The organism is Vibrio neonatus, from assembly GCF_024346975.1.
In the GTDB taxonomy this organism is placed as follows: domain Bacteria; phylum Pseudomonadota; class Gammaproteobacteria; order Enterobacterales; family Vibrionaceae; genus Vibrio; species Vibrio neonatus.
In genome coordinates, this window is record NZ_AP024885.1 from 1,450,914 (window position 1) to 1,476,947 (window position 26,034).

Below are 26,034 nucleotides of genomic sequence, written 5' to 3' on the forward strand. Positions count from 1 at the left end.
AAGTGAACACCACCAAATCTACCCTACTTTTTGATAAGTGATAACAAACAACTTATTGATATTAGGGTAGATATCCGCAATCACCGACTTTAATTCAGGCAACGTCATATTCTCTTGGCTGGCGTGAAAATCGGTCAGTTCATCAAATAACACTGGCGTTACTGAGATGATACGCAACTGACAAAACCAGCGGTTATCTTCGTAAGTGGCAACCTCAACGATAGAGTTAGGCGCAAAGTCGCACTCATTTTCATCACGGATAGTAATGGTTTTCTTACCTGCAAGAATGTCAGATTCAAAACGTTCAAAAAACGTCATACTGGTTAAGCTCATAATGACTCCTTTATAAGGCCAATCGTAATCTATTACCCAAGAGAGTTTGCTACGATGGAATTAAAACGAAAAAGGACCTGAAAATTCAGGTCCTTTGTAATTATTCTATTTGTATTTCGGCTTAACGCTCTTCTGTCGCCATACCCATCAACAAACTCACACACATGGCAAGTAGGATGAAGGTAAACGGCAACGCGGTCGAAATCGCACCCGCTTGCAACGCTTGAACGGCTTGTGAGCCACCCACCCAAAGCATAGCAACTGCAATAGCACCTTCCATGAACGCCCAGAACACACGTTGTGGTACAGGCGCATCCACTTTACCACCAGCAGTAATGCTGTCGATAACCAATGAACCTGAGTCTGAAGACGTTACAAAGAACACCATAACCAAAATGATAGCAATGATAGAAAGTACATTCGCTAATGGCATAGCATCAAACATTTCAAACATAGCCAAAGAAACGTCTGTTAGACCTTTGCTACCTAAAATACCAACGTTATTGATCACTTGGTCAATAGCCAAGCCACCAAATGTAGACATCCAAATAAGAGTTACAGTTGTTGGTACAATCAATACTGCTGTCATAAATTCACGAACAGTACGACCTTTAGATACGCGAGCGATGAACATACCTACGAATGGGGACCATGAAATCCACCATGCCCAGTAGAATACAGTCCAACCTTGGAACCATGCTTCGTCTTCACGACCGTGCGGGTTACTTAGAGGAATAATATGCTCAACATAAGAAAGGAAAGTAGTAGAAATGCTGCTAAAACTAACGTGATAGCCAATCAACATTACAAATGCTAATAGGATAAAGGCAATGATCATGTTGATGTTCGAGATGACTTTAACGCCACCATCGATACCACGTATCACCGATATTATCGCCAGCAAGGTAACAAAACTGATTACCGCAATTTGTAATCCTAGCCCTGCATCAAGCCCAAATACATGGTGAATACCACTAGCCGCTTGTTGCGCACCTAGACCAAGCGAAGTCGCAAGGCCAAACAACGTAGCCAATACAGCTAGAATATCAACAATGTGACCCGGCCAACCCCATGCTCTATCCCCTAAAATAGGGTAAAAGATAGAACGAATCGACAGCGGTAAACCTTTGTTGTAGGTAAAGAAAGCTAATGATAGTGCAACTACAGCATAGATTGCCCACGGGTGTAATCCCCAGTGGTACATAGTTGCGCCTAATGCAAGCTTAGCCGCTTCTGGTGTGTTAGCGACTACATTCAATGGCGTTTCATACCAGCCAGTGTAGTATGCAACCGGCTCAGCCACACTCCAGAACATTAGACCAATACCCATACCTGCAGCAAATAGCATTGCTATCCACGACAACATTGAGTATTCCGCTTTAGCTTCTTTACCACCTAAACGGATTTTACCGTATGGGGAAACAATAAGAGCTAAACAGAAGATAACAAAAATGTTACCAGCCCAAATGAATAATGCATCAAAAGAATGAATTATCTGCCATTTTAATCCGTCGAGCGCAGACTTTGCAGTCTCTGGATCGAGGAATACCATAGCAAGAAGAAAAAGAATAGTTAGTCCTGCACTAATGGAAAATACCGCATTATGTACATCGAACCCCCACTTTTGGACGTTATCTTGTCCAATTTGATAATCAGTACTATCTATACTGTATTTATCAATACCCTTGGTCATTTGACCTCCTTTTAGGTACAAAAAGCGTACCAAACACAATTACTTCATGTAATTAACTTGCAATTATAACGTATCTAAATAATTAATTCAGGCTTATCAATAAATTAAGTTACATGGATAATCCGTACAATCCTGGGAATAGTAATAGCGTGGCAAGCACCACTATTTGTATGCCAATAAAGGGCATCACACCTGAATAAATATCCCTAGTCGTCACCTCTTTTGGTGCTACCCCTTTGAGATAAAACAAACTGAAACCAAAAGGCGGGGTCAAAAAGGAGGTTTGCAGGTTCATCGCCACCAAAATGGCAAACCACACCATGTTGATGCCGAGTAGTTCGGCCACCGGTGCAATCATAGGCACGATGATAAAACAGATCTCAACAAAGTCGATAAAGAAGCCAAGAATCAAAATCACCAACATCACTAGGAACAAGAAACCCCACTTTTCACCCGGAAGTGCCAACAGCCACTCTTCCACTAGATAGTCGCCACCTGTATAGGTAAATGCCATCGAAAAGGCAGTTGCGCCCAGTAAAATAGCAAACACCATCGCCGTAACTTTGATGGTCTCTTTGGATGACTCGTACAAAAGCTTCCAGCTAAATTGACGATACAACATCGCCAATATAATTGCGCCAGCACCACCTAATGCCGCCGACTCGGTTGGCGTAGCAATGCCTGCAAAAATAGAACCTAACACCACAATAATTAACGCCAGTGGCGGAAGAATAGCCTTGAGCGCGGTGATAATTTCTTGTTTACGGCTTTGATCATCAAGTTTAGGGATAGGCTGCGCCGCTTCAGGCTTTAAGTGCGCATAGATAGCGATATACAAAACATAGGCAATAACCAACACTAAACCCGGCCAAACAGCGGCCTGAAAAAGATCGCCAACCGGTACACCGAGTACGTCACCTAATAAGATCAATACAATAGAAGGCGGGATAATTTGCCCCAAGGTGCCTGATGCACAAATGGTGCCACAGGCTAATTTTTTGTCGTAGTTATACTTTAGCATTACGGGTAATGAGATAAGCCCCATTGCCACCACCGATGCCCCCACAACTCCGGTCGATGCCGCAAGTAGCGCTCCCACCAGTACCGTGGATATGGCAATGCCGCCACGCATACTGCCAAATAAACGCCCCATAGCTTCTAATAACTGCTCAGCCAAACGCGTTTTTTGTAAAACCAGCCCCATGAATATAAACAGTGGCACTGCCATTAATACGGTGTTTTGCATAATAGATTCAATGCGATACGGCATAAAGGCAAACATATCCCAACCTTCGGACCACACGCCAAATATCAGCGCGATACCGCCAAAGGTAAAGGCCACCGGAAAGCCGAGCAACAGCGCAAATAAAGCGACCGCAAACATAATAATCCCTATCATGCTTCTTCCTTACTGATTGAATCTGAATTGAAAAATTGATTGAGTGATTTGCACAGCAAACCTAAGCCACTAATGGCGATAAATGAGAATGAAATGGGTATCACGGCTTTGATCACCCAACGATACGGCAGACCGCCGGGATCGCCCGAGGTTTCTCCAATATCGTAAGCTTGGTAGGCAAAGTCGATGCCATACCATGCCACTAACAGGCTAAATGGAAACAACCAGACTAAGATGCCAAAGATATCTATGATGGCTTGCGTTTTCAGTGAAAAACGCTCGTAGAAAATGTCGACACGAACGTGTCCACCCGTTTTAATTGCGTAGGGTACGCCAAGTAAGAATACTGCTGAGAACAGGTGCCATTCCAGTTCTTGAAAGGCAATCGAAACGTCATTAAACACGTAACGCATCACCACATCATAAACGACGTTTGCCACCAAAAGCAGAAACAACACACTAGTGATATGCCCTAGTGCGTTGCTTATTCTGTTACAAATCCCTTCTATTACAGTCAGCAATTGACCTCCCTGTCAGCTGAAACTTTCACATTAAATGTCGCGCTATAGCACACATGACTAAAGCCATGGGTGCTATAGCGCGAACAATTTACTCACTTTATTGTGCGGTTGCGCTATTTAGGTACGCACGTTTAGAAATGTCTGTCCAAGAGCGAGTTCGCTCTAAGTATTGCGCCTGTGACATTTGGATTTTCTTCGCCATTTCGTTTTCAGCGGCATGTTCTGCAAGCAAGCGGTCATTCACTTTGCGAAGCTCTGTCATGACTTCTGGTGGGAAGTTTTTAACTTGAACATCTGGGTACTCAGTTCGAATACTTGCCCAGTTTTTACCACTTTCATGAGTTGATTGGATGTACATATCGTAAGCGGCCGTTCGCATCGCTACGCGCAGGATTTCTTGAAGATCTGCCGGCAGTTTGTCCCAAACGCGTTTATTGACCATAAACTGAAGCTCGGTTGCTGGCTCATGCCAACCGGTATAGTAGTAAGGGGCAATTTTGTGAAAGCCCATACGCAGATCTAACGATGGCCCTACCCACTCCAATGCATCAATGGTTTTTCTTTCCAATGCGGTATAAAGCTCACCCGGTGCAATATTGGTCGGTTTTGCACCTAACTCAGCAAGCACTTCCCCAGCAAAACCTGGGATACGCATTTTCAGACCTTTAAGATCATCAACGCTATTGATTTCTTTTTGGAACCAACCACCCATTTGTACATCAGTGTTACCACCTGGGAAGGACAACATATTGTGCGGCGCGTAAACTTGTTCCATCAACTCCATGCCACCGCCGTGATAGAACCAAGCGTATTGCTCTTCCGCCGTCATGCCAAACGGCATAGTGGTGAAATACAAGGTGTTTGGCACTTTGCCTTTCCAGTAATAAGACGCAGAATGCCCCATATCATACTGACCAGACTTAACCATATCGAACACACCAAACGGTGCTTTGTGCTTGTTTGACGAATCAACGCGAATCACTAAACGTCCGTTCGACATTTTTTCTGCCATTGCCGCCATATTTTTTGTAGCATCACCAAAAATTGGGAAGTTTGGACCCCAAGTTTCAGCAAGTTTCAATCGATAGACTTTATCAGCGGCTGAAGCGGTAGCAATACTTGCCACCCCAATTAGTACCGCTAAACTGCGTACGCACGCCTTTCCCCATGTTGACTTAATTACCATCTTATTTGCTCCTTGCGTGGTCATAATTGACTATAAAATCAATTAAATATGGAACAAACACAATATAATTGCTAAATATTTGTTAAATCTGTGTGCTATTCGATCTTATTTATTTAACAATTACAGAGGTTTCATACGATGTTATATAAGGTACAGATATCGATAAGTACAGCATAGACACCGACTTTCGTTACTATCTTCCTTATAAGTCATTGTTTTAATTACTTTAACGATCTTATGCTTTACAGCGCCTTTGCTTGCGCGACCTAACATCATTATTTAAGCAGGTACGCATGTCCTCATTACAACTGACAAACCAAAAACTCATTCTTGGTAAAACAGGACAGCGTTTACTTGCGCTGTGCGCCATAGGCGTGACGGTCAGCATCAGTTACTACGCGCATAGCGTGCAAGGTAAACTCGGCATTATGTTCATAGGGTTAGTGCTCTATGTGAGTATTTTTCAAATCTACTTACGCGGGATCATTCGTTACACCCTAACCGACAGTCATTTTCAGCAGCACACTTATAAAGGCGGTTGGGTGGTGCAATGGCACAATGTTACCGCCCTTGGGCTCTGTCAAAGCCATAACCCTGCTGCGCCCGCCAATCTGCCATGGATAGGCATTCGCCTAAATGATCCTGTACCTTTTGTAGAAAGTACCTGCCCTAGGCTTATTTCACATCTGCTATTAGAGCAAAGAAGTTTGTTGTATTTAGGCGCGATGGAAACCAAGCAAGAAACTTTCTTTCAAGATCAGGTATTAGATTCCCGCTCTGTTACCGTCAAAGACAAGCAGGTATTTAGCGGTCTTCAAGCCAGTATGTTGCGCCGAATGCAGTATCAAAGGGAGTATTGGGGATACGATATTTTTATTGCTACCGCCGATTTAGACCGTGATGCGGAAGAGTTTGTGGGATTATTGAGGCGTTATTGGGCAGGATCTTGTCGCGATAGTGATTAGCTAAGCCATACCTGCGGAATAATAGCTGTTGAATAGTATCTGTCGAACAATGGCAACTGAATACACGCCCATTAAGATTTAAAGAGGCGTAGCAAAAGAAACACGGTAAAATAAACACGGCTAAAGAAAAACAGTAAAAGAAATCGGGGGTATCGGTATAGCTACCCCCTACATTATTTAGATTGGCATTTCATCCGCGACGAATGGATTGCTTACTCGCTCTGAGCCAAAAGTAGACTCTGGGCCGTGGCCTGGAACAAATCGGGTTTCGTTACCCAATGGCCACAGTTTGGTTTTGATTGAGTTAATCAAGGTCGCATAATCGCCTTTCGGGAAATCCGTACGACCAATTCCACCTTTAAACAGTACATCACCCACGAAGGCAACTTTTGCCGATTCACTGTGTAGCACTACATGCCCCGGAGTATGTCCTGGAGTGTGTAAAACAGACAGTGATTGATTACCAAAAGTGACAATGTCACGATCATTTAACCACTGACTTGGCTCAAATGCCTCAGTTAAAGGAAAACCAAACATTTGGCTTTGCCCTTCAAGACCTTGCAACCAGAAGTTGTCGTCCTTATGTGGTCCCCAGATAGGCTGATTCAGCTCTCTGGCAAGATCTTCACTGCCACCAACGTGATCTAAATGTCCGTGAGTCAACACCAGTTTTTCCACTTCTACATTCAGCTCTTTAATCATCATAAGAAGCTGTTTTACATCACCGCCCGGATCGATGACGATGCCCTTTTGGGTCTCATCACACCATACGATTGAACAATTTTGTTGAAAAGGGGTTACTGGAACAACTTGATACTGCAACGCCATGAAAAACCTTTTATTTATCAGATAAGCCTATCAAGAATATGACAGCTTATGCTTGCAAACTCAAGCCTAGCCATGCCAAGAGCGCACCGCTCCGGTGTCAATATGTACAAATCGGCTTCCTGGGTAATACCCAACACCACCCGCTTTCATTTGTAATGCTGCTTTGTGCACGTCCGCTATGTCAATTCCTGAGATTCGGATATCAATGGCACGCCCTTGCATATGCAAACTTTTACGCGCCACGCCTTTATGACCATGAGCTCGCAACGATTCATTCGTTGCAGGAGAACGATACCCTGAAATGATTTGAACTTCGTTGTCAGTGGCTAAAATGCGCTGTATTTCACTGATTTGTACTAATAATCGACGATCCATTGGATGGACTTCGTTACGACGGAAGTCACGGCAGATGTGATTAATCTTATCTAACTCGTTATCGACGAAGTTTTTACCGTCAAAATAACAAGTTTGCAGGTGTTCTCCGGTGTGCAGATTATTGAAGTTAATTACTTTTGGTGACTGCGTTGCAGCCAATGCAAACTTGGGCATGCTTAATAATGCTGCTGCCCCCGCCGAATACTGCAAAAAGCGACGACGGTTCAAATTTAACTCTACCACTACTCATCCCATACAAATAAAAACAGTCGCACACTGTACAGATTGATCAAAATTTAATCAACTTTGTGCGTCATTTTATTGTAAGGAATAAGATTTCAGTGCTGTTTTAATGCTAAATCTGCTTGGTTTGTCTTCACGTCGTAGCCGTACACGTCTTCTCTAAAAAACACTCGGCCAGACTCAACCCATGAGGTTTTATAAATAAGATGCACGGGTAATCGGCGCTTTAGAGGAATTCGAGCATTAGACTGTTGCCCTTGTGGGGATATGTTACTTTTCCTAAAACCTTGAGTTTTGGAAATAGAGTGAGCAAACCTATCTGCATGTTGCACTCGAATACAGCCAGAGCTAAAGGCGCGTGAGGGTTTATCAAATAAATATTTGGCTGGCGTGTCATGTAAGTAAATTGCTCTGCGATTTGGCGTATTAAATTTATACACACCTAATGCATTGCTATTACCCGCTAACTGGCGCATACGAAACGGAAACTTTTTAGGATTGACTTTGCGCCATTGGATTGCGCCGTGATCGATGATCACCGGATTGCCCCACCCCTTAATTACTTGAATTCCTTTGTTATTTAGGTAATCAGGGTTGTAGCGCAAAATAGGAATAATGTCTTCACGCATGATCTTAGGCGGCACATTCCAAGTGGGATTAAGCACCAACGAATCCATTTTAATTTCTAGCAAAGGCGTTTTGCGTTTTTGCTTGCCAACAATGACTTTAGATGAAAACACCACCTCGCCTTTGAAATAATAATTAAGATCAAAACTGGGTAGATTCACTAACACTAACGCTTTGCGTTGTTCTGGCCATAAACGGCTACGCTCCGCATTTAAGGCTAAACGGCGTATGCGCTCCTCTATAGGGTAATTAAGCCAGTGCGCCGTATCAGGGCCAATAACACCATCGATTTTTAAGCCATGCTGCCGTTGAAAGCGTTTAATCACTGCACGTAACTCTTTGCCGTACCATTGCTGTTGTTGAATAGATGGCGGTACCGCCAATCCAGCCAGCGCCAAACGAGTAAATAGCACCTCTTTTTCCGGTATGGTTTCCCCTACTCGCACAACTTGCGGCGGGTATGGCGCAATATTGGCGTTCAAACTCTGTTTAAGATGCTCTATAGAACCCAGATAATCTCGATATGCCCTAGAATCTATACCTAGCTGTTTTAAATAGTCTGTCAGTTTGCCATCGGTAATAGACTGCTCTAGCTCAGTAACAAGCTCTGGCGAAGGAGCGGCCCAATCATTGGGAAGCCCTTGCCCATATAACCAAGTGGTTTTGTTCTCTTTAAGTAAACTTCGATAGCTGATAAAGGACAATAACAGATCGCTGGCAACTAAATCGTATTGATAATGTTGTTCGGTGGTGCGCAAATGCTGTAAGTGTTGCAAACGCTGCTCAAAAAACGGGCTTAATTCGGCGAGTACGGTCATTTCAATTAAATCTTCAAACAGTTGCCTGTCTTCAGATTGTAGCCATACCAATTGGTGACGATTGGAGCTGTAGAGGGATTCAGTCAGGTGAGGGTAACGAAAGGCTTGCTCTATTGGCACAGCAGAGCTTACCCAGCCGAGGGTATGGAACATACTCTGTGCATATGTAGGAATTGCAAGGGTGATGCAAACAACTAAAATTGACCACGACACCCTTTTGCTTTTCAACATGATCGTCGCCACTCAATAGACTTGATCTATTAAGTATGGCAAACAACCTCTGTTTTCTCGAACAAATAAGCTAAATAGCTATTCGCTTCACCGCCAACTTTAGGGCTAAAAGTAAGCAAATAGCATGCTTAAATAGTTGAAATTACTTTAGGTTTACAACGCTATTTTATACGTCTAAATTATGTTTTCCGTGAGACGCTTTGGCTTTTAAATAGCCTTCATTACCGTGTTTTACGTGCGCCATAGTGTTAATCACTTCATCAATCACAATGCCATACTGCTTAAGTTCGCGGATTTTTTTAGGGTTGTTTGTGACCAAACGGATATGCTCAACATTGAGCGCATCTAACATTTGCGCTGCTTCTTCAAAGCTGCGCAGATCGTCAGCAAAGCCCAATTTATTATTGGCTTCGTAAGTGTTGAGACCTTCGCTTTGCAACTGATAAGCATCTATCTTGTTGTAAAGGCCGATACCGCGCCCTTCTTGGCGAAGATAAAGCAAGATACCGCCTTGTTCAGACATTTTATTGATCGTTTCATCAAGCTGTTCCCCGCAGTCACAACGTGAAGAGTGGAAAACATCACCGGTTAAACACTCAGAATGCATTCGAACAATCGGAGCTTGTTGATTTTTATCCGCAGACTTAAAGATTATAGCGACATGTTCTTTGTCAGTTTTTAAGCCATGAAAAGAGAGAAGCTCAGCCTCAATATCGCTTTTCATTCCCACCTTAAAGTTTACACGGGCTCTTACATCTGCCATAAATTTCTCTCTATTGATCACTCATTGATTGAGTCGCTTAAACAAGCTCTTTAACTATAGGATTAATATTGGGTTAAAAGAAACCTTTTCAAGCCTTTGACCTACATCAATTTTTGATTTTATTTGTTATTGATACGATTTGCTTAATATAGCAACAACCTTGGCATTATTTATGCCACAAACGTTTGTTTTTAAACCGATAATGGCTATAAAAAAACCCAATAGCTGAATAACAACTATTGGGTCCTGTTCTAAGCTCTGAGTACTAAGTTCTTATTCTAAGAAGCTTATGGTTACTCTTGCTCTGCGTCAGATTCATCCGCATCAGTAGAAGCTTCAGGTGCTTGAGGCGCTTCAGAAGTATCCGTTGCAGCGTCTTCGCCCTCTGCCACTTCTTCAATTTCGCTCTCTTCGATTTCATCGATGCGTTGTAGCGCTACTACGTTTTCACCTTCAACGGTACGAATCAGAGTCACACCTTGGGTGTTACGACCCACTTGGCTCACTTCTGATACACGACTACGCACTAGCGTACCGCCATCAGTGATCACCATGAACTCATCACCGTCTTCAGTTTGTACTGCGCCGACGACGCTACCATTACGATCAGAGACCTTAATAGAGACAACGCCTTGAGTCGCACGACTCTTCGCTGGGTACTCAGACAAAATCGTACGTTTACCGTAACCATTTTCAGTAATGGTTAGGATATCGCCGTCATTTTGCGGAACAATCAGTGACACTACTTGGTCTTCGTTAAGTAACTTAATACCACGAACACCCGCAGCTGTACGACCCATACCACGAACTTGCTCTTCGTTGAATCGAACCACTTTACCGGCTTTAGAGAACAGCATGATGTCGCTGTTGCCGTCAGTAATATCAACGCCAATCAGTGAATCTTCATCACGCAAGTTAACGGCAATCAAACCATTACTACGCACGTTCGAGAACTGGTCTAGAGACGTTTTCTTAACCGTACCGTCTGCGGTTGCCATGAAGATGAACTTATCTTCACTAAACTCAGAAACAGGTAGAATTGCAGTAATACGCTCACCATCTTCAAGAGGCAGAATATTAATAATTGGTTTACCACGCGCGGTGCGGCTCGCCAATGGCAATTGGTACACTTTCAAGCGGTACGTTTTTCCACGAGTAGAGAAACACAAGATGTTGTCATGCGTGTTCGCAACCAATAGACGATCGATGTAATCTTCATCTTTCATCTTAGTCGCACTCTTACCACGGCCACCACGACGTTGTGCTTCATAGTCGCTTAGGATTTGGTACTTAACATAGCCTTCGTGAGAAAGCGTGACGACTACGTCTTCTTGAGCAATCAGCTCTTCCATGTCGATATCGTGAATAGCCGCAGTAATTTCTGTGCGACGCTCATCACCATAGCCTTCACGGATAGCTTCTAGTTCTTCTACGATCACTTCCATCAAGCGCTCAGTGCTTGCAAGGATGTGCATCAACTCTGCGATTTCATCTAACAGAGCCTTGTATTCATCAAGGATTTTTTCATGTTCTAGACCCGTCAATTTTTGTAGACGAAGATCTAGAATCGCTTGTGCTTGTTGCTCAGTTAGGTGGTATTGACCATCACGGATACCAAACTGCTCTTCTAGCCACTCTGGACGTGCGGCGTCAGTACCAGCGCGCTCAAGCATAGTGGCAACTAAACCTAAGTCCCAACCACGAGCCACTAAGCCTGCTTTTGCTCCAGCCGGTGTTGCAGCATGGCGAATCAATTCGATGATTTCATCGATGTTAGCCAGTGCCAGTGCCAAACCTTCAAGGATATGAGCACGGTCACGCGCTTTGCGCAGTTCAAAAATAGTACGGCGAGTAACCACTTCACGGCGGTGATCAACAAACGCTTTCAACATTTCTTTTAGGTTGAAGTGTTTAGGCTGGCCTTTATCAAGGGCAACCATGTTGATACCAAAGGTAGTTTGCAGCTGAGTATGAGCGTAAAGGTTATTAAGTACCACCTCACCCACTGCATCACGCTTACATTCAATCACGATACGCATGCCGTCTTTATCCGACTCATCACGTAGCGCACTGATGCCTTCTACTTTTTTGTCTTTTACTAGCTCGGCGATTTTTTCAATCAAACGAGCTTTGTTAACCTGATATGGGATCTCAGTAACAATGATGGTTTCTTTGCCTTTGCTATCCGCTTCAATATCAGCTTTAGCACGCATGTAAACCTTACCACGACCCGTGTTGTACGCATCAATGATGCCTTTACGGCCACTGATGGTTGCCGCTGTTGGGAAGTCAGGGCCTGGGATGTAATCCATCAACTGATCAATGGTGATGTCTTCATTTTTAATGAAGGCCAAACAGCCATCGATAACCTCAGTGAGGTTATGCGGTGGAATATTGGTTGCCATACCTACAGCAATACCTGATGAACCATTCACTAATAAGTTAGGTACACGTGTCGGTAATACCGCTGGAATTTGTTCAGTGCCATCATAGTTAGGCACGTAATCCACGGTCTCTTTCTCAAGGTCGGCTAGCAACTCATGAGCAATTTTCGACATACGTACTTCGGTGTAACGCATTGCCGCAGCAGAGTCACCATCGATAGAACCAAAGTTGCCTTGGCCATCAGCTAACATGTAACGCAATGCAAACGGCTGCGCCATACGAACGATAGTATCGTATACCGCACTATCACCGTGTGGGTGATATTTACCAATTACATCACCAACGACACGCGCTGATTTTTTGTAAGGTTTGTTCCAATCATTGCCCAATACATTCATCGCAAATAAAACGCGTCGGTGTACGGGTTTCAAACCATCGCGAACATCTGGCAATGCTCGACCTACGATGACGGACATTGCATAGTCAAGGTACGAGCCTCTCAGCTCGTCTTCAATATTTACCGGTGTGATCTCTTTCGCTAGATCGCTCATAGAGCCATTATCCCTCTATTGTTAGATCGTCTTTTCGATTCCTAATAAGAACAAAAAATATAACACAATTTTCGCAGTTTCTGCATTACTTTCATTATCTGTTACCCCCGATGTGATATACGTTAGCAACTAGATGCGCATTATTTACACTATTCGTAAATTATGGCTTAAAAAACAGTCAGTTCTTCGCCAAGACAACTACAGACATCTCATCACGACAAAGGCAAATGCATTCCCTGTTTAGATAGGGTTATAATAAGCAAAATTTTAAAAAGCGTAATGAATATGGAACAAGGAAAAAACGTCGATCCTGCTGAAATCAAAAAATTTGCCGATATGGCAAGTCGATGGTGGGACAAGGAAGGTGAATTTAAGCCACTTCATCAAATCAATCCACTGCGTTTGCGCTATGTGCAAGACTGCGTTGGCGGACTGTTTGGTAAAAAAGTGTTAGACGTTGGCTGCGGCGGCGGCATCTTAGCCGAGAGCATGGCACTGGAAGGCGCTAAGGTGACGGGTCTGGATATGGGACGTGAACCTTTAGAGGTGGCACGCCTGCATGCATTAGAGACGGGCGCTAAGCTAGACTACATTCGCACAACCGTAGAAGAGCATGCCGCAAACTGCGCTGAGCAATATGACGTAGTCACTTGCATGGAAATGATTGAGCACGTACCTGATCCACAATCAGTGATCTCATCGTGCGCTACATTGGTCAAGCCCGGCGGTTATGTGTTGTTCTCTACCCTAAACCGCAATTTAAAATCGTATTTGTTCGCCATTGTCGGCGCAGAGAAAGTACTTAAACTGCTACCACAAGGCACACACGACTATAATAAGTTCCTCAAACCCGCCGAACTTATCAAAATGGTCGATAACACTTCTTTGCAAGAGCAAGGCATTACAGGGCTTAGTTATAACCCCCTCTTTGATCGCTACTCTTTGGGTAAAAACGTCGACGTTAATTACATTGTGAACACCCAAAAGCTTCTATAACGGCTTATTAGGCTATCAATTGTAACCATTGCTGTTCACTTCATTATAATGCCTCGTTATTGGTAAACATTTACCAATAACGAGGCATTTTTGTTGGGCGTTAATTCAAATCTAGTGCACTGCAAATTACCGCATTAATTTGCTGTTTTATTGTCGCTTTTGTGCGTTATTTTTCTACGCAAAAGTGATCCATTTCTTTGATAAAGATCAAGTGAATTTTTTTTTGGTGTGTTCGATTTTAGCGCATTAGCGATAGCGAAAAAACGCTAAGCCAATTTCGCTTTAAACTCATCGGTAAGTAAACGCTAACCCATAAATTTTCATCCACTGTTTATCCACAGTGCTATTTATAACTCAAACTTGAAAAGTTCTCATAAGCGCACTATCTTGTAAGTCGCCAAGGGATAGACCCCTATATGTAGTGTTCCTACCTTTACAGCAAAGGTAGGTATGGATCATAAAGCCGCCAAACATTTCAGTCGATGTTAAGAAGTGTGGCTTTCACCATTGATGTTATGGATATCAAACCGAATGAATCAAAAACTTACCGTCACCAAGCGTCATGGACGCAAAGAAACGATAGATCTAGAAAAGATCCATCGAGTGATCACTTGGGCAGCAGAAGGCTTAGATAATGTCTCTGTATCTCAAGTAGAACTTAAATCTCAAATTCAGTTCTATGACGGGATAACGACTTCAGATATCCATGAAACCATGATCAAAGCGGCCGCTGACCTTATCTCTGAAGAAACGCCTGATTATCAATATCTAGCGGCTCGTTTATCGGTATTCCACCTACGTAAAAAAGCCTACGGCCAATATGAGCCACCAACGCTGTTTGACCATGTCACTAAAATGGTTGATGCGGGTAAATACGACAAGCATTTATTAGAAGATTACACTCGTGAAGAGTTAGAGGTGATGGACTCGTTCATCGACCACAGACGTGACCTTAACTTTTCTTACGCTGCTGTTAAGCAGTTAGAAGGCAAATACTTTGTACAAAACCGCGTTTCTAAAGAAATTTATGAAAGTGCGCAGTTTTTATACATTTTGGTCTCCGCATGCCTATTCTCCAAATACCCAAGAGAGACCCGTTTAGACTACATTCGTCGTTTTTATGATGCGGTATCTCTATTTAAAATATCACTACCAACGCCAATTATGGCTGGCGTGCGTACCCCTACTCGTCAATTTAGCTCTTGTGTACTAATTGAATGTGGCGACAGCTTAGATTCAATTAACGCGACAGCAAGCTCGATTGTTCGCTACGTATCACAACGTGCTGGTATTGGTATCAATGCTGGACGCATCCGCGCTCTAGGCTCAGAAATCCGTAATGGTGAAGCCTTCCATACGGGTTGTATCCCGTTTTATAAGTATTTCCAAACCGCAGTAAAATGTTGTTCACAAGGTGGCGTACGTGGCGGCGCAGCGACAGTCTTCTACCCACTATGGCACGGTGAAGTACAAAACCTGCTGGTATTAAAAAATAACCGTGGCGTTGAAGAAAACCGTGTTCGTCATATGGACTACGGCGTACAACTAAACAAACTGATGTATTCTCGCCTTATTAGCGGCGGCAATATCACTCTATTCTCGCCTTCTGATGTTCCTGGGCTATACGATGCCTTCTTTGAAGATCAAGATGAGTTTGAGCGTCTATATACCCAATACGAAAACGATCCAAGCATTAAGCAAGAACAAGTTAAAGCGGTTGAGCTATTTAGCATCTTGATGCAAGAGCGCGCTTCAACAGGCCGTATCTATATTCAAAACGTCGACCACTGTAATACGCACAGTCCGTTTGATTCTAAGGTTGCGCCTGTTCGTCAATCTAACTTATGTCTAGAGATTGCTCTGCCAACTAAACCTTTAACTAACGTTGAAGATGAAAATGGTGAAATTGCCCTTTGTACGCTATCAGCGTTTAACTTAGGCGCAATTGATAGCCTTGACGATCTTGCTGAGCTTTCTGATCTGGTGATTCGCGCACTGGATGCTCTGCTGGATTATCAAGACTACCCACTTCCTGCGGCGCGCATTTCTACCATGAACCGACGCACCTTAGGTGTTGGCGTAATTAACTACGCCTACTACTTAGCCAAAAATGGCGCTAAGTATTCTGATGGTTCAGGTAATGCCTTAACCCACAGAACCTTTGAAGCAATTCAGTACCACTTGCTAAAAGCCTCGGTTGATTTGGCTAAAGAGCAAGGCGCTTGCCCATCGTTCCATGAGACTACGTACTCAAAAGGTATTTTACCGATTGATACTTACAAGAGCTCACTGGATCAAGTGTGTGATGAACCACTGCACTACGATTGGGAAACCTTACGTCAAGAGATCAAACAACACGGTCTACGTAACTCAACCTTGACGGCACTAATGCCGTCAGAGACCTCTTCGCAAATCTCGAACGCAACCAACGGTATTGAACCACCACGCGGTTATGTATCGGTAAAAGCGTCAAAAGACGGCATCTTGAAGCAAGTTGTACCTGAATTTACCAAGTACAAAGACAACTACGAATTGCTATGGGATATTCCAAGCAACGACGGTTATCTAAATCTCGTTGGCATCATGCAAAAATTTGTCGACCAATCGATTTCAGCTAATACCAACTACGATCCAAACAATTACGACAGTGGTAAAGTACCAATGAAGTTGCTACTTCGTGATCTGTTAAATGCCTACAAAATGGGCGTAAAAACACTCTACTATCACAACACGCGTGATGGTGCGAAAGACGACCAGAAAGATGTGGTTGTTGAGCAAGATGATGACTGCGCAGGCGGCGGTTGTAAGATTTAATTTTTAAGCTGAAGGGGCGAACATTCGCCCCTATTTTGCTGTTTAACTTATGGAATAATCGAGGCTAGTATGTCCTATAGTACCTTTACTCAAAACAAAAATGATCAGCTTAAAGAACCTATGTTTTTGGGCCAACCTGTCAACGTAGCGCGTTACGACCAACAAAAATTTGAGATTTTTGAAAAGCTGATTGAAAAACAACTGAGCTTTTTCTGGCGTCCTGAAGAAGTGGACGTTTCTAGTGACCGTATCGACTACAACAAGTTACCCGACCATGAAAAACACATTTTCATCAGTAACTTAAAATACCAAACCCTACTCGATTCTATCCAAGGTCGTAGCCCGAACGTGGCATTGCTACCGCTGGTTTCACTACCAGAAGTTGAAACTTGGATTGAAACTTGGTCATTCTCTGAGACAATTCACTCGCGCTCTTATACGCATATTATCCGTAATATCGTAAACGACCCATCAACGGTTTTTGATGATATCGTTGAAAACGAACATATTTTAAAACGTGCTAAAGACATTGCGCATTACTACGATGACCTGATTGAAGCGACCAACGATTACCATCGTTACGGCGAAGGTTCACACCAAATCAATGGTGAAACCGTAGTTGTCGATCTGCACACGCTGAAAAAGAAATTATACCTTTGCCTAATGTCAGTGAACGCCCTAGAAGCGATTCGTTTCTATGTGAGCTTTGCCTGTTCATTTGCCTTTGCTGAGCGTGAACTGATGGAAGGTAACGCAAAAATCATCAAGCTGATTGCTCGTGATGAAGCGCTGCATTTATCAGGTACCCAGCACATGGTGAATTTACTGCGCAACGGTCAAGACGACTTTAGCTTCATGCAAATTGCAGAAGAGTGCAGACAAGAGTGTTTTGATCTGTTTAAAGACGCTGCAGAGCAAGAAAAAGAATGGGCTGAATACCTATTCAAAGATGGCTCTATGATTGGTCTTAACAAAGACATCCTTTGCCAATACGTTGAGTACATTACCAATATCCGCATGCAAGCGGTTGGCCTAGACATTGCTTACCCTGACGCAACCAACAACCCTATTCCATGGATCAACGCATGGTTATCATCAGACAACGTGCAAGTTGCACCGCAAGAAGCTGAAATCAGCTCTTACCTTGTGGGACAAATTGATAACGAAGTGTCAGCAGACGACTTTGAGAATTTTGAGCTTTAGTAATTAAGGATACGACAGGCTAAGTAATGCATAAGGTTACGATTAATAAAGTCACTAAATTAGTTAACTCTAGAAACACTACCCTTCTAGAAGCGATGGAAACATCGGGCTTAAAGCCAGAGTTCAACTGCCGAGATGGGCACTGCGGCGCTTGTCGCTGTAAGTTGAGTTCCGGCGAGGTCGAATATATCGGCTTTGCTATGGCGTATTTAAAAAGTGATGAAATACTACCTTGTATATGCAGAGCAAAGTCTGACGTGCAGCTAGAGGACGTCAATATCCATAATGAGATACTGTCAGCCTCATAGCACTACGCTAAATTACCAGCATTAAAAAACGCCCTTAATCACGATTAAGGGCGTTTTTTTGTTTTTGTTCTAAGAAAACCGTATTTGTTTCTAAAAGATTGGATTAGCCCGAAACTGGTACCCAAGTATACAAAGAATCGCGGCTCTCAAACTGATTGCGACTTTGACGCATCATCCAGTGATGATGACCTAAGATGTGCTCGGCATCCGATTCACATACGTTTTTAAGTCCAATTAGGTGACCATCATCATCAAACAACTTGAGTTGGTAATTAGCATTTTCAACCCTTTCATCATTGGCTTTAGTGCGATTATGAACAGAGACACCTCGCCACATAGCCAGCAGCGTAATCAGATCAATATTCTCGACTTCTCCGAGCGACACCTGATCAATACCCACTGTATACCAAACCTCAATTCTAGATTGATTATGCATAACTCTCCTCCCTGACAGTGCATATGGCCGTGCTTATAAAAAGCGAACCATCATTATAAACTTAGTTGCACCTACAAAAAGTAGTGGAATATTCTAAAGTTAAAAATTGCGATAATTTCATTAAAAATCAGCAACTTAAGCCTTAGAACAAAACGCTATATCACAATTGAATGTTCAGGTTACCAAATTTGAAACAATCAGTGCAGTGCGACGAGTATCACAGTTTTTTTATACTGGACGCGACTCTGGTCACACTGCCATAGTTAGCAAATAACTCTTGGTTGTCTAAGTTACGGCGTAGCATATCGATAGCGATAGCAGAAATCACTATACTTCTAGCCTTGTAACTGTAATCTCGTTTAAATTCAATTATTTGAGACGATATATTACGCTGATCGGCAAGAGCAATCTGTACCCCACCACTGTGCGTATCCAAAATAATAATTCCGTTACTGTTTGATCTTTCGAGGGAATATAGACCGTATCTTTGTTCAAACATTAAGTGTTCGTCTTCGCCGACAGGTTTTAGTGCTTTGTGCGCGACATTGATTGAATTAACGGTCACTTGTTGTGAAATTGCCTGCTCCGCTAACCATTGATGCAGATACCCTTGCGTCGAATGATCAAAAATATTGAGGTTGAGCTGTTGCTCTTTCAGCAGTGCCATCGTTCTATCGCGAACGTCCATATTGATAGAAATGGTATTGGCTTGTAGCTCTTGCTCTACATTGGCTAAAAACTGAGTGACTTGTTGATTGAGCTCAGAGTAAAACACCTTAACTTCAATAAAAGGCAGCGCCGAACGATAGCCTAATGTCCCCCCTTGTGGGCATTCAAGGGGCTCAATTTGACTGGCAATACCCGATTCAGATAAACCAAAGGTGTGGATGCGGTGGATCTGTTTTTGTTCAACGCTATTAAATCGAGACTGCATATCAGTAACAATCTCTTGCTTAACCATAGATTTAAATTCGTGTGGCACGCCGGGAGTGAAGTAGCAAATAGCGCCGTTGATCACACAGCTAAATCCGCAAGCGGTTCCTCTAAGGTTGTCTAGAAGCGCACTGCCAGCAGGTAACATCGCTTGTTTGATGTTGGACTCTGGCATGGGTCTTTGCCACTGCGCAAACATCTGTTTGATTCTGACCACCCACTCTTCATACAAGACTAAATCCACGCCCGCACTCAATGCGGCCGCTTCGGCTGTCATATCATCACTGGTTGGTCCTAATCCCCCATTGACAATCACTACGTCATGCTCTGTCGATAACTGAGATAAGCCGTTTGAGATCGCCTGTAACGAATCTCCCACTGTCGTTCGAGTGGTCATTTGAAAACCATTATCGAATAAATATGAAGAAAGCCAACTGGCGTTAGTATCCACAATATCACCAAACAACACTTCCTCTCCCGTGCTTAGCATGGCGATACGTGGCGTTGTTGGTTTAATGATTGCTTGTGATTGGTGGTCTTTAGTTGTGTTCATACTACTTTCTTTTCACTCAGCTTATGTCTACGTCACATCTGTACAAGTTACATGCATGTTAATTGCAAGTGTATCCATACATGACGCAATGAATCAAAATGAAACTTAATGTTAAGTTATTGTTTTATTTAACCTAAAAATAAGAGATAATTGTGAAACAGATCGAATTTATTTGCATGGAGCCATTGGGTGCAACTTAAAAAGTTTGCTACATCATTACTAAGCATATTGAGTGGTGCGGCGTTTGCTGACTATGACACCAGTCGCCATATCGAACTCTCTTATGAATCAAGTTGTAATAATGCATACCAATATTGTATGAAGGAACATACAAAATATCATTCTATGTCATTGGATAATAATGAATTAGATCTGGATACTCAGGCTAGTTCAATCCCTATGCACTATACCATATCTGATACAAGAGATTGGGATTACCTCGCAGAGCAAACCTATACCATCTTAGGTTTAAGCGTGGTGACGGTCGGTCTAATGACTTTTCTTCCTGAAAGCATTACTAAATGGGATGACGATGACAGAGATCTGGCTAAGTTAGGCGATAAATGGGTAGAGAATGTTAAGGCAGGCCCAGTTTGGGATCGCGATGAACATTTTTTAAATTACATTATGCATCCTTATTTTGGCGGCGTTTATTATACGGCGGCAAGACATGCCGGATTTAATGAGTTTGAATCTTTCGCCTACTCTTTCACTATGTCAACTTTCTTTTGGGAGTATGGCGTTGAGGCATTTGCCGAAGTGCCTTCTTGGCAGGATCTGTTCGTCACTCCCGTTTTTGGTGCGGTGGTCGGTGAATTGATGCTACAAGGTGAGCAGAGCATACTTGCCAGTGGCGGTAAAGTATTAGGCTCTGAAACTATGGGCGGAATTTCGCTGTTCTTCTTAAATCCCGTGGGGAAAATACACTATTGGATCACCGATGCATGGGGAGGTGACGCTCAAGCGCAGTTTGTCACTAATCCTTGGTTTGGTTATCAAGACGCTGCGGTATTTGCTCTTGATGCGGGCGCACCTTACGACCGACAATTTATCGGAATGCAGATGAAGCTGACCTTTTAAACTCTCTTCAAATATTATTCGCTTTATATCAAACATTAAAAATCCCGTAACCTTATGGTTTACGGGATTTTTCTATTATGATGGCAGGTAGTATTACGCTATTGCTGAAAACAAGCCCATATTACGCAGCGTCATCATCAACCGAACGAACACCTGCTGGTTTTTGCGTGCGCACCTCATCAAAATCATGGCTAAAGTGATCCACCTGTATTGCTCGATAGCGCAACTTGTCGGCTTCTAACACTTGATTCACTTCCTCTTGAGATAAAATCCCTAGCATCTTAGCCGTGCTGAGCTTCTCTTGTAGAGGCTGCTTTTTCTCAATACGCTTATCTTTGATCGCCTGAGTGATCTTTTTCTCAATCGGCGCAACAGATAACATAGCGCTAAAGGCGCGTTCCATAATCCCCACCGCGTCATCTTCTTTATCACTGACATAACACAGTTTGGTCAAACGCTCACGATGCTCGCCTTGCTCCATTAATAAACGCGCCACTTGCAACGTCAGATCATCACTTGGCGGCGCAAATCGGTTACCTAGTGGGAAAATTAATCCTTTCATCACGTATTTAGCCCAGCGCACAGGAAAGTTGTCGTACGCTTCTTGCAAAGATTTTGCCCCTTGATACAAACAGTGCTCAACCGCATATTGCAAAAATGGCAAATCTTTCTCTTGCTCGCCCTCATCGTGATAACGCTTTAATGCCGCAGAGGCAAGATACAAATAGCTGAGCAAATCGCCCAGACGCGCTGAGATTAACTCTTTTCTTTTTAGCTCTCCGCCCAACGTCAGCATGGCAAAATCTGAACTCACCGCGAGTGCGCGGCTCAAGCGAGTCATGTCTTTATAATAGGACTTAGTTTTGCCTGCTACCGGTGATGAGATAAATGCCGAAGCCGTCAGCGCAGCGCCAAATGCACCGAAACTGTTTTTGGTCGCATGCCCAATATGTCTAAACAATAAAGTATCAAACTTCGCTGCTGCGCTATCAACATCAGGGTCTGACGCCAGTTCCATCTCACTTAATACATAAGGATGGCATCGCGTTGCGCCTTGACCAAAAATCATCAAGTTACGGGTCAATATATTGGCACCCTCAACGGTGATAGCGACCGGAATACCACTATAAGGATGCGATAAATAATTCATTGGGCCTTGCTGAATAGCGCGACCAGAATGGATATCCATAGCATCATTTAAGATAGTGCGTCCCATTTCGGTCATATGATATTTGGCAATCGCCGTTACTATGCCCGGCTTTTCACCGCTATCTAACGCAGTAGTAGTCAGTGTGCGACTCGCCTCTAATAGATAAGCAAGCCCGCCAATACGACCTAAACTTTCTGCCACCCCTTCAAAGCGGCCAATCGATAAACCAAACTGCTTACGTACCAGTGAATATGCGCCGGTGGTTTTTGCCGTTAAGTGCCCAATAGAGGTGCCTAACGCTGGCAATGAAATCCCGCGACCAGCAGACAGACATTCCACCAACATGCGCCATCCCTTACCCGCGTAGTCCGCGCCACCAATTAGCCAATCCATAGGAATAAACACATTCTCGCCACGTGTTGGGCCATTCATAAATGCTAAGCCTAAAGGATCGTGACGCTCACCATTTTCAACGCCCGGATGAGAGGTTGGAATTAAGGCACATGTAATGCCCAGTTCAGTGCCTTTACTTAATAGGTTTTCAGGGTCGTTGAGTTTAAATGCTAAACCCAACACCGTCGCCACTGGAGCGAGAGTAATATAACGTTTGTTCCAACTCAGATTGATACCTAATACTTTTTTCCCTTCGTGCTCACCATAACAAACCGTGCCTGTATCAGGGATAGCGCCTGCATCAGATCCTGCTTCAGGTCCAGTAAGAGCAAAACAGGGAATGTCAGTACCATCAGCAAGACGAGGCAACCAATACTCTTTTTGCTCTTGCGTGCCGTAATGAGACAATAATTCACCAGGGCCTAACGAGTTTGGCACCATCACAGTCACCGCAGCGCTAATACTGCGTGAGGCAATTTTGGTCACCACTGTGGAGTTAGCTAAAGAAGAAAATTCACGACCACCATATTGTTTCGAGATCACTAAAGAGAAGAAACGCTCTTTTTTAAGGTATTCCCAAACTTCACTCGGTAAGTCTCGGTCTTTTTGCACTATTTGATAATCATCAATCATGTCTAATAATGTCTCGACTTGATTATCAATAAAGCTTTGCTCTTCGACAGTTAGGGTCGGTTTTGGATAAGCGTGCAACTTTTCCCAATCAGGTGCACCTGAAAACAGATCCCCTTCCCACCAAACACTGCCCGCTTCCATGGCTTCGCGTTCGGTATCAGACAGAGGCGGTAACACCTTTTTAAACATTTTAAATGCTGGATCACTTACCCATTTTCTTCTGTAAGAAGTCATATCCTTTCCCTTCTCTTAATAAGACTATGCGTGGGATAACTTGCGCTCATCCCAGCGGCCAAAAACGGCACTATCTGTTCAAACATGGCTTCAATATCGGTTTCAACATCAAACTCACTATTGGCAATGTCTAACAAGGCTTCACTGGAAGCCATGGTAAATACGCAAGCACCTAACGTGAAATGCAACCGCCAAAATAACGTTTGCTGATCTAAATTTGGATTTGCCTTACATACCGCATCACTGAACTTATCCAGTACATGCCCATAACGTGTGGTAATAAACCATCGAAGATGCCCTTGCACATCGCTATAACCGCGCCCTACTAACAACAAAAAGCGGCTAGCACCTTTATCAAACTCTTTATCGAGCTTAATTAGTGGAGATTTAAGCGTGTAAAAAACATCGTACATAGACAGATCATCACGCCCCTCTATGCTCAACAACTCATGCTCTAACTGCGGCATAAACTCTTCAAGATATCGGTTTAATACTGCTCGAATCAGGCTTTTCTTATCACCGAAATGATAATTCACTGAAGCAAGGTTGACATTGGCTTGGCTGGTGATCGCACGCAGAGAGGTATCTTTAAAGCCTTTCTGTGCAAACAAAGACTCTGCAACTTCAATAATCTTCTGTTTTGTCGCCAGTCCTGCGCCCATATCTAATCACCTGTATTAAACACTCGTTTGAATTTAACAATTAAATAACACAAGATCAACAATAAAACACCAACAGGTACGACCAGATCACTAAAGAAAATAATAGAAAGAAAAAGTGAAATAAATTTTAAGTATAAAATTCATAAAAATCAGAGGGTTAATGAGTTATTTCAATATCCACCAAATAAAAATGGTTTTTTATTGAACTCTTTATCAAACTTCCAGTCTTACTTATGTAAGCAACAAGTGAGATGAATTTACTTTGTAAACAATTTCAGTATTCATGTTGGTTACGTCCACTGTTATTTCTTTTTTAACTCCTATGTTTGTATATGCCCAGTCCTTTTGATTGGGCTTTTTTTTGCCTAAACAAAAGGGTTTATAATTCCTAGCACCCCTTTGACTATTGAGTCACCAAAAATAGATAAGCAATAAAATCAAAGACTTAAAACAAAGAAAGGAGAGCCATAGGCTCTCCTTCGTATCAGTGTAATTGTCAGTTTAGATTATTTAGCTTCTGCTTCAATCTGAGCGTTCACTACTGTTTTTTTTGGAAGTGAAGTACTTAGCAAGAAGTAACCAAGAACTGCTGCAATAGATGATCCCATCAAGATACCCAAGCGAGCGTGAGTGTTGAAATCAGCATTTGCGCCAGTAAACGCCAGTGATGCAATAAACATCGACATGGTGAAACCGATACCACACAGCACAGATACAGCGAAGATATGGCGGAAATCAATACCTGTCGGCAGTTTAGCAACGCCCGACTTCACCGCAAGCCAGCTGAAGCTGAAGATACCCAGAGGTTTACCTAACAATAGACCCAGTGCAATACCCATAGGCAGTGTTGAACCTAGCGTAGACAATGAAATACCTTCTAAAGAAACACCTGCGTTTGCAAAAGCAAAGATAGGCAGAATACAGAACGCTGACCAAGGGTGTAATCCATGCTCTAGGTGTTTCAAAGGAGAATGCTCGCCTTTTTTACCTTTCAACGGAATCGCGAAGCCAATAACCACGCCCGCTAACGTTGCATGCACACCAGATTTCAGTACCGCAAACCATAAAATAGCACCCACTAACGCATACCATTTAAGTGATGTCACTTTCTTGTGGTTGAGGTAGAACAGCAAACCCGTCATAGCAAAGCCAACCGCTAATGCCATAGTAGACAGATCGCTACTGTAGAATAGCGCGATAATAACAACCACACCTAGGTCATCAATGATCGCCAGTGCCAATAAGAACACTTTAAGGCTAACAGGAACGCGATTACCCAATAGCGCCATGATACCCAGAGCAAATGCGATATCTGTCGCAGCAGGGATTGCCCATCCAGAAAGAGCAGCAGGGTCGCCCATATTGAATAGAACATAAACTAGAGCAGGTGCAACCATGCCACCCACCGCTGCAATCGCAGGGAAGATAGCCGTTTCACGAGATTTTAGCGCACCTTCTAAAAGCTCACGCTTAACTTCCAAACCAATCAGTAGGAAGAACAACGCCATTAGACCATCGTTAACCCAGTGGCTAACAGACATGCCTAAAACATAAGACTGTAGAGCGCCTTGATAAGCTTCATTAAGAGGGCTATTCGCAACGACCATTGCTAATGCAGCAGCGATCACAAGAATCACCCCACCGGCCGACTCCATCTTAAAAAAATCTTTCAACATTTGACTCATATTATAACCTTTACACTTGTGATTAGACTCACACAA

21 protein-coding genes are annotated in these 26,034 nt (G+C 43.1%); 6 read left to right on the plus strand and 15 right to left on the minus strand.

Annotation, left to right across the window (positions count from 1 at the left end):
* Nucleotides 1-18: 18 nt before the first annotated feature.
* The 5 genes from yqfB to OCU38_RS06735 form a co-directional block, all read right to left on the minus strand.
* Nucleotides 19-318, minus strand: a complete 300-nt coding sequence (gene yqfB / locus OCU38_RS06715; RefSeq protein ID WP_172972786.1) for a N(4)-acetylcytidine aminohydrolase — start codon at nt 316-318, stop codon at nt 19-21.
* Nucleotides 319-454: 136 nt separating this feature from the next.
* Nucleotides 455-2,026, minus strand: a complete 1,572-nt coding sequence (locus OCU38_RS06720) for a BCCT family transporter (protein WP_261822466.1) — start codon at nt 2,024-2,026, stop codon at nt 455-457.
* 109 nt (nt 2,027-2,135) lie between these two features.
* Nucleotides 2,136-3,425, minus strand: a complete 1,290-nt coding sequence (locus OCU38_RS06725; RefSeq protein WP_261822467.1) for a TRAP transporter large permease — start codon at nt 3,423-3,425, stop codon at nt 2,136-2,138.
* On the minus strand, nt 3,422-3,946 hold the full coding sequence (locus tag OCU38_RS06730) for a TRAP transporter small permease subunit (RefSeq protein WP_261822468.1): 525 nt from the start codon (nt 3,944-3,946) through the stop codon (nt 3,422-3,424). The genes OCU38_RS06725 and OCU38_RS06730 overlap by 4 nt, the downstream gene beginning before the upstream one ends.
* Before the next feature lie 97 nt (nt 3,947-4,043).
* Complete coding sequence (locus OCU38_RS06735) at nt 4,044-5,132, minus strand: TRAP transporter substrate-binding protein (RefSeq protein WP_261822469.1); 1,089 nt, start codon at nt 5,130-5,132, stop codon at nt 4,044-4,046.
* Between the two features lie 293 nt (nt 5,133-5,425).
* Here OCU38_RS06735 and OCU38_RS06740 point away from each other — a divergent pair, with 293 nt between their 5' ends.
* Complete coding sequence (locus tag OCU38_RS06740; protein ID WP_261822470.1) at nt 5,426-6,097, plus strand: DUF2982 domain-containing protein; 672 nt, start codon at nt 5,426-5,428, stop codon at nt 6,095-6,097.
* A 177-nt stretch (nt 6,098-6,274) separates the two neighbouring features.
* Here OCU38_RS06740 and OCU38_RS06745 read toward each other — a convergent pair whose 3' ends face one another.
* The 5 genes from OCU38_RS06745 to gyrA all read right to left on the minus strand — a co-directional run bounded on the left by OCU38_RS06745 (nt 6,275) and on the right by gyrA (nt 12,918).
* Nucleotides 6,275-6,925, minus strand: coding sequence for an MBL fold metallo-hydrolase (locus tag OCU38_RS06745; protein WP_261822471.1), 651 nt, complete (start codon nt 6,923-6,925; stop codon nt 6,275-6,277).
* Between the two features lie 66 nt (nt 6,926-6,991).
* Nucleotides 6,992-7,474 carry a DUF882 domain-containing protein gene (locus OCU38_RS06750; protein ID WP_152819967.1) on the minus strand — a complete coding sequence of 161 codons (483 nt, stop codon included), beginning with the start codon at nt 7,472-7,474 and terminating at the stop codon, nt 6,992-6,994.
* Between the two features lie 164 nt (nt 7,475-7,638).
* Nucleotides 7,639-9,141, minus strand: a complete 1,503-nt coding sequence (locus OCU38_RS06755; protein WP_261822472.1) for a L,D-transpeptidase family protein — start codon at nt 9,139-9,141, stop codon at nt 7,639-7,641.
* 244 nt (nt 9,142-9,385) lie between these two features.
* A complete protein-coding gene (locus OCU38_RS06760) occupies nt 9,386-9,982 on the minus strand; it encodes a GTP cyclohydrolase II (protein ID WP_152819852.1) in 597 nt (198 codons plus the stop codon).
* Nucleotides 9,983-10,275: 293 nt separating this feature from the next.
* Entirely contained in the window at nt 10,276-12,918 is a 2,643-nt protein-coding gene (gyrA, locus tag OCU38_RS06765; RefSeq protein ID WP_261822473.1) for a DNA topoisomerase (ATP-hydrolyzing) subunit A, read from the minus strand.
* A gap of 285 nt (nt 12,919-13,203) precedes the next feature.
* On the opposite strand from gyrA, the gene ubiG reads away from it, so the two are divergent.
* From ubiG to yfaE, 4 genes are all read left to right on the plus strand, one after another.
* A complete protein-coding gene (gene ubiG / locus OCU38_RS06770) occupies nt 13,204-13,914 on the plus strand; it encodes a bifunctional 2-polyprenyl-6-hydroxyphenol methylase/3-demethylubiquinol 3-O-methyltransferase UbiG (protein ID WP_261822474.1) in 711 nt (236 codons plus the stop codon).
* 531 nt (nt 13,915-14,445) lie between these two features.
* On the plus strand, nt 14,446-16,728 hold the full coding sequence (nrdA, locus tag OCU38_RS06775; RefSeq protein WP_152819849.1) for a class 1a ribonucleoside-diphosphate reductase subunit alpha: 2,283 nt from the start codon (nt 14,446-14,448) through the stop codon (nt 16,726-16,728).
* A gap of 69 nt (nt 16,729-16,797) precedes the next feature.
* Nucleotides 16,798-17,931 (plus strand): class Ia ribonucleoside-diphosphate reductase subunit beta, encoded by a 1,134-nt coding sequence (gene nrdB, locus OCU38_RS06780; RefSeq protein ID WP_261822475.1) that lies wholly within the window; start codon nt 16,798-16,800, stop codon nt 17,929-17,931.
* Nucleotides 17,932-17,957: 26 nt separating this feature from the next.
* Entirely contained in the window at nt 17,958-18,239 is a 282-nt protein-coding gene (gene yfaE / locus OCU38_RS06785) for a class I ribonucleotide reductase maintenance protein YfaE (protein ID WP_152819847.1), read from the plus strand.
* A gap of 103 nt (nt 18,240-18,342) precedes the next feature.
* Here yfaE and OCU38_RS06790 read toward each other — a convergent pair whose 3' ends face one another.
* Both OCU38_RS06790 and OCU38_RS06795 read right to left on the minus strand, forming a co-directional pair.
* The gene (locus OCU38_RS06790; protein ID WP_261822476.1) at nt 18,343-18,675 is read right to left on the minus strand and encodes a hypothetical protein; all 333 of its coding nucleotides are present in this window, start codon (nt 18,673-18,675) and stop codon (nt 18,343-18,345) included.
* Between the two features lie 217 nt (nt 18,676-18,892).
* Nucleotides 18,893-20,161 carry a molybdopterin-binding protein gene (locus tag OCU38_RS06795; protein WP_261822477.1) on the minus strand — a complete coding sequence of 423 codons (1,269 nt, stop codon included), beginning with the start codon at nt 20,159-20,161 and terminating at the stop codon, nt 18,893-18,895.
* 189 nt (nt 20,162-20,350) lie between these two features.
* On the opposite strand from OCU38_RS06795, the gene OCU38_RS06800 reads away from it, so the two are divergent.
* Entirely contained in the window at nt 20,351-21,241 is an 891-nt protein-coding gene (locus OCU38_RS06800) for a DUF3943 domain-containing protein (RefSeq protein WP_261822478.1), read from the plus strand.
* 121 nt (nt 21,242-21,362) lie between these two features.
* Here the strand turns inward: OCU38_RS06800 and OCU38_RS06805 are convergent, their stop codons facing one another.
* The 3 genes from OCU38_RS06805 to nhaA form a co-directional block, all read right to left on the minus strand.
* Entirely contained in the window at nt 21,363-23,651 is a 2,289-nt protein-coding gene (locus tag OCU38_RS06805) for an acyl-CoA dehydrogenase (RefSeq protein WP_261822479.1), read from the minus strand.
* Nucleotides 23,648-24,313, minus strand: coding sequence for a TetR/AcrR family transcriptional regulator (locus tag OCU38_RS06810; protein ID WP_261822480.1), 666 nt, complete (start codon nt 24,311-24,313; stop codon nt 23,648-23,650). Before OCU38_RS06810 ends, OCU38_RS06805 begins: the two co-directional genes overlap by 4 nt.
* A gap of 506 nt (nt 24,314-24,819) precedes the next feature.
* The gene (gene nhaA / locus OCU38_RS06815) at nt 24,820-25,998 is read right to left on the minus strand and encodes a Na+/H+ antiporter NhaA (protein ID WP_261822481.1); all 1,179 of its coding nucleotides are present in this window, start codon (nt 25,996-25,998) and stop codon (nt 24,820-24,822) included.
* Nucleotides 25,999-26,034: the final 36 nt, after the last annotated feature.

Coding starts and splice junctions, on each gene's coding strand:
- yqfB (WP_172972786.1), bottom strand. CDS start 318: ATGACGTTTTTTGAACGTTTTGAATCTGACATTCTTGCAGGTAAGAAA.
- OCU38_RS06720 (WP_261822466.1), bottom strand. CDS start 2,026: ATGACCAAGGGTATTGATAAATACAGTATAGATAGTACTGATTATCAA.
- OCU38_RS06725 (WP_261822467.1), bottom strand. CDS start 3,425: ATGATAGGGATTATTATGTTTGCGGTCGCTTTATTTGCGCTGTTGCTC.
- OCU38_RS06735 (WP_261822469.1), bottom strand. CDS start 5,132: ATGGTAATTAAGTCAACATGGGGAAAGGCGTGCGTACGCAGTTTAGCG.
- OCU38_RS06740 (WP_261822470.1), top strand. CDS start 5,426: ATGTCCTCATTACAACTGACAAACCAAAAACTCATTCTTGGTAAAACA.
- OCU38_RS06745 (WP_261822471.1), bottom strand. CDS start 6,925: ATGGCGTTGCAGTATCAAGTTGTTCCAGTAACCCCTTTTCAACAAAAT.
- OCU38_RS06750 (WP_152819967.1), bottom strand. CDS start 7,474: ATGCCCAAGTTTGCATTGGCTGCAACGCAGTCACCAAAAGTAATTAAC.
- OCU38_RS06755 (WP_261822472.1), bottom strand. CDS start 9,141: ATGTTCCATACCCTCGGCTGGGTAAGCTCTGCTGTGCCAATAGAGCAA.
- OCU38_RS06760 (WP_152819852.1), bottom strand. CDS start 9,982: ATGGCAGATGTAAGAGCCCGTGTAAACTTTAAGGTGGGAATGAAAAGC.
- gyrA (WP_261822473.1), bottom strand. CDS start 12,918: ATGAGCGATCTAGCGAAAGAGATCACACCGGTAAATATTGAAGACGAG.
- ubiG (WP_261822474.1), top strand. CDS start 13,204: ATGGAACAAGGAAAAAACGTCGATCCTGCTGAAATCAAAAAATTTGCC.
- nrdA (WP_152819849.1), top strand. CDS start 14,446: ATGAATCAAAAACTTACCGTCACCAAGCGTCATGGACGCAAAGAAACG.
- nrdB (WP_261822475.1), top strand. CDS start 16,798: ATGTCCTATAGTACCTTTACTCAAAACAAAAATGATCAGCTTAAAGAA.
- yfaE (WP_152819847.1), top strand. CDS start 17,958: ATGCATAAGGTTACGATTAATAAAGTCACTAAATTAGTTAACTCTAGA.
- OCU38_RS06790 (WP_261822476.1), bottom strand. CDS start 18,675: ATGCATAATCAATCTAGAATTGAGGTTTGGTATACAGTGGGTATTGAT.
- OCU38_RS06795 (WP_261822477.1), bottom strand. CDS start 20,161: ATGAACACAACTAAAGACCACCAATCACAAGCAATCATTAAACCAACA.
- OCU38_RS06805 (WP_261822479.1), bottom strand. CDS start 23,651: ATGACTTCTTACAGAAGAAAATGGGTAAGTGATCCAGCATTTAAAATG.
- OCU38_RS06810 (WP_261822480.1), bottom strand. CDS start 24,313: ATGGGCGCAGGACTGGCGACAAAACAGAAGATTATTGAAGTTGCAGAG.
- nhaA (WP_261822481.1), bottom strand. CDS start 25,998: ATGAGTCAAATGTTGAAAGATTTTTTTAAGATGGAGTCGGCCGGTGGG.